This window comes from Frisingicoccus sp. (genome assembly GCA_016298055.1).
GTDB lineage: Bacteria > Bacillota > Clostridia > Lachnospirales > Lachnospiraceae > Frisingicoccus.
In genome coordinates, this window is record JAEDDO010000186.1 from 1 (window position 1) to 3363 (window position 3363).

The 3363-nt window shown below is 45.1% G+C and carries 3 protein-coding genes; all 3 read left to right on the top strand.

Annotated features, from left to right (window positions below; all coding sequences use genetic code 11):
- The first annotated feature begins 574 nt into the window (after positions 1–574).
- A complete protein-coding gene (locus QZZ35_RS10200) occupies positions 575–1075 on the top strand; it encodes a DUF6431 domain-containing protein (RefSeq protein WP_197702350.1) in 501 nt (166 codons plus the stop codon).
- Positions 1076–1148: 73 nt separating this feature from the next.
- Complete coding sequence (locus tag QZZ35_RS10205) at positions 1149–2567, top strand: DDE-type integrase/transposase/recombinase (RefSeq protein ID WP_291237305.1); 1419 nt, start codon at positions 1149–1151, stop codon at positions 2565–2567.
- Positions 2560–3363, top strand: an 804-nt coding sequence (locus QZZ35_RS10210) for an ExeA family protein (RefSeq protein ID WP_291237306.1), incomplete at its 3' end; no start/stop codon positions are given. The genes QZZ35_RS10205 and QZZ35_RS10210, both read left to right, overlap by 8 nt.

Genomic DNA, 3363 nt, shown 5'->3' on the forward strand with positions numbered 1-3363 from the left:
CTTGAATTTCCTATGAAAATGGGATAATTCAAGGTTTTTTTGCGTGTTGGGGAATAAATTTTGACTTATCGTAAATTATCGCTATTTATGCATGGAATTGGGTAAAAGTTGGGGAGTGAGTTGGGGAATTTCAATTCCCCAACTGTCGTATGAAACTTCGCCTCATTCTTCTGAAATAAGTAAGCGAAGATTGCCTGTTTTATTTTGTTGGGGAGTAGTGCAACTCCCCAACTTTTGGTGTGTGGTAGCGTGAGATTTCTCAACTTTTCGTAGGAAGTTGCAGGTTATCAATTGATGAATAGAAAAAGTAAGTAGTATAATTATAATCAAATTATATATAAATATGAGGTGCAAATATATGGAAAAAATTAGAGTTTTATTGTTATTGACCTCTTAAAATAGCGTAATAATGATTAGCTTGCGTGTCTCTGGATTGTTCTGTATACTGTCATCAGTTTACAGAAAGAAAAAAGTCTCAGAGCACCTTCCCTGGAAAGTCGTGTACTCTGAGACCTGGTCGCTAAAACCATGGTTATTATATCAGACTATACGTTAACCCTCAAGGGGAATTCAGGTGTTTTTTGTTGAGAGCAGTGTGACCAGCCATATATGTCCCAGATGTCAGGGGATTCTTGCCTACCGGGATTCACGCGTACGTATCCGAAGGAAAGAAGGCGGACGTAAGGAGCGTCTGATGATACGACGTTTCAGATGTAAAAACTGCCATTCCTATCATAATGAACTTCCGGATTGCCTCTCCCCGTATAAGCATTATGAAACTGAGGTTATATCAGGAGTTCTTGATGGAGTTGTCACTCCTGAAGATGCTGATTCCGAGGACTATCCGTCCATGCAGACCATGCAGCGCTGGCTCCTGTGGTTGCAGGTCAATCTGACCAACATAGAAGGCTACCTTAGAAGTGCCGGCTACAGTATCTTCAGACTTGGGGAAGGAGTCCTCTTCTCCAAAGGTTCACTGCTCGAAGCTATACGAAAAAAATATCAAAGCTGGCTGGAGATCATTCTCCGCCTGATCTATAACAGCGGGGGATTCCTGGTGCCGATCCCCTGGTAGCACTGTGCACCTACTTTGGTTCGTCTGTCACCGGCTGCTTCTGTATAGTGGTCTCAAAGGAGGTCGCTATACTATGAATACAAGCAAAAATCTTATGAAACAACAGTGGCAGGAACAGGAAGCACTCAAACGCTTTCAGCTTATATCTCCCCTTCTCAGGGAAGATATGGATGACGCAAAACGTCTGCAGCTGCGCAGGCAGATTGCACAGGAGAATAACATCTCCGTCCGCTCTCTTTATCGTTACGAGAAAGCATATGCAGAAAGCCAGTTCTCTGGACTCAAACCGGCAGACCGGCAAAAACACAGATCCCAGAGACTTCCGGACAATTTCGATTTTCTTCTGGAACAGGCAATCCAGCTCAGGAAAGAGGTCCCGGAACGGTCTGTTGCACAGATCATCTTCATTCTGGAAGCAGAAGGCTTTGTAGCACCGGGGGTATTAAAACGCCCAACCCTGGAAAGACATCTTTATAAAGCAGGGTTTGGCCGTGAACATATGCAGATGTACAGAGAAGCCCGTGAGAGTTCATCGAAACGCTTCTGCAAACCACACCGCATGATGCTGATCCAGGGAGATATCAAGTATGGTCCCAAACTTCCTATTGGAAAAAACGGTGCCAAAGTACAGACCTATCTGTCCTCGGCTATTGATGACCATTCCAGACGGCTGCTATTCTCCCGGTTCTATGATAATCAGGAAGAAGCGATCATCGAGGATACCTTTCACCAGGCGATCCTGCGTCACGGAACTTTTGATGCCTGTTACTTTGATAACGGATCACAGTATATCGCAAAGCAAATCCGTTTTTCCCTTTCCAAACTCGGCATCCGTGTCATTCATGCAAAGCCGAGAAGCGGAAAAAGCAAAGGCAAGATCGAAAAGTTCCACCAGGTCGTGGATGATTTTATCCGCGAATCGAAGCTGAAGGGTATCAAAAGCCTGGATGAATTAAACCGTCTCTGGGAGATCTTCGCAGACGAGTATTATCACAAGAAATCTCATGAAGGGATCAGTGAGTACTATGAAAGCCTTGGAGCTGCGGTCCCGGAAGAAGGGATCACACCTCTTCAGGAATGGAACCGCGACAGCCGCCCGCTCACTTTCCTGGATGTTTCAGTCGTAGCGGAAGCTTTCCTTCATCACGAAGAACGCAAAGTTGACAAAGGCGGATGTATCAGTTTCCGCGGAATAAAATACGAGACAAAACCATCACTGATTGGGCATAAAGTTGAAATTTCTTATGACCCTGCCGCGCCTGAAACGATCACGGTTTCTTATCCAGGCTATGAACGTTTTACAGCACAGCCTATAAAAATCGGCTCATACTGTGACAAACGTCCCGTATTACCGGCATCCATGCAGGAACAGAAACCGAGCACATCCCGTTTTCTTGATGCTTTAGAAAACCGCCATGCACAGACACAGCGTCAGATGGCTGACGCGATTTCATTTGCATCCTATCGGAAGGAGGCGAATGACAATGTATGAGGCATTCTTCGGTATGGAACACACACCCTTTGTCCGTGATGTTCCGCCTGAAAAGCTGTATGAATCATCTGCTTTTCGCGAGACATTAGGGCGTTTATCCTATGTGGCAGACCGCCAGATGTTTGCGGTTGTAACCGCTGATTCCGGATGTGGGAAATCAACGCTGATCCGCCGGTTTTACTCAGAGCTTCCTAAAGAGGATTACATCGTTCTTTATCTTTCAGACTCAAAGCTGACTCCAAGATGGTTTTATAAGGGGCTGCTGGATCAGCTCGGTCTGGAATCAAGGTTTTATCGGGGAGATTCCAAACGCCAGCTACAGCAGGAAATTGAAATCATCCGTGGAGTACAGCACAAGAAAGTTGTCTGTATCCTTGATGAAGCTCATCTATTGGAAAAAGAAACGCTGGAAGAATTCCGATTTCTTTTGAATTACAAATTTGATTCTGTCAGTCCCATGGCAGTAGTCCTTGTCGGGCAGACAGAACTTTGGGAAAACAAACTGAAGTTACAGCGTTACGCTGCTATTCGCCAGAGAATCGATATGTATTGTACGCTTCCACATCTGGACAGATCGGAAACAGAACAGTACATCGGAAGTCATATGGCGTATTCTGGATGTTCTCAGGAGGTTTTTACTGAAAAAGCAGTGGATGAGATCCACAAGGCATCTGCCGGAATTCCCCGTATGATCAACCGGATCTGCGAAAAGGCACTGATGTATGCCTTCCAACAGCAGAAACGTCTGGTCGATGACTATATGATCAAGTTTGTAGTAGAGCATGAAATGCTCACG

What these genes read in the sequence shown, in the direction of transcription:
- QZZ35_RS10205 (WP_291237305.1), top strand. Translation starts at nt 1,149, where the DNA reads ATGAATACAAGCAAAAATCTTATGAAACAACAGTGGCAGGAACAGGAA.